Below are 837 nucleotides of genomic sequence, written 5' to 3' on the forward strand. Positions count from 1 at the left end.
GCGCCGCTGCCGGAATGGGCGCCGATCAAACTGCCGGCGCAGCAGCCGGCCAGCTGGGGCGACAAGCTCAGCGCCGCGCTGGGCGAACGCCTGCAAGTGCAAAGCAGCCACGGCATGGACCGCGCGCTGATCCGTCTGGACCCGCCGTCGCTGGGCTCGCTGGAAATCTCCATTCGCCACGAAGCCGGCGCGCTGCAAGTGCAACTGACCGCCTCGCATGGCGAAGTGGTGCGCCAGTTGCAGGCCATAGGCGATTCGCTGCGCCAGGACCTGTCCAACCGCCAATACACCCAGGTGGCGGTGGAAGTGCGCGAAGGCGCGCCGGGACAGGGCGGCCAGCAGCGTCAGGAGCGCCAGGGGCAACAGCAGCCGCAACGCGCGCCCGGGCACGCGCTGGCGGAAGCGGGGCAGGGTGATGGACAAGGCTTCTGGCTGGGCCAGGGCTGAGCGGCGGAAGCACGAGAATGAACCGAAACATCGTAGTGATTTTGATTGTGGCCATCGTGGTGGCGCTGGCCGCCGGCGGCGGCGCCTGGTGGTGGCTGAGTTCGCATGCGCCGCAGGCGGAAGCGGCGCCCAAGCCGGTAGCGCCGGACTCGCGCTTCGTCAGCATGGACAAGGTGATCGTGATGTTGCGCGGCGGGGAATCCGCCACCCGCTTCATGGCGGTGGACCTGGTGTTCCGCAGCAGCGAAAAGCAGGAAGCCGAAGTCAAGGCCCAACTGCCCTTCCTGAAGAGCATCGCCGTGCGCGCGCTGTCGGAACTGCCGGCGGACAAGGCGCTGGCGATGAGCATAGACGATTACCAGCGGCTGCTGGCCAAGGCCTATGCCGGCG

At 68.2% G+C, this 837-nt stretch carries 2 protein-coding genes; both read left to right on the forward strand.

Annotated elements, in window-relative coordinates:
* Positions 1-447, forward strand: a 447-nt coding sequence (locus LQT98_RS18820) for a flagellar hook-length control protein FliK (protein ID WP_231464281.1), incomplete at its 5' end; no start/stop codon positions are given.
* Positions 448-464: 17 nt separating this feature from the next.
* A partial coding sequence (locus tag LQT98_RS18825) for a flagellar basal body-associated FliL family protein (protein WP_231464283.1) occupies positions 465-837 on the forward strand: 373 nt, incomplete at its 3' end.

This window comes from Chromobacterium aquaticum, from assembly GCF_021129195.1.
GTDB classification, from domain to species: Bacteria; Pseudomonadota; Gammaproteobacteria; order Burkholderiales; family Chromobacteriaceae; genus Chromobacterium; species Chromobacterium aquaticum.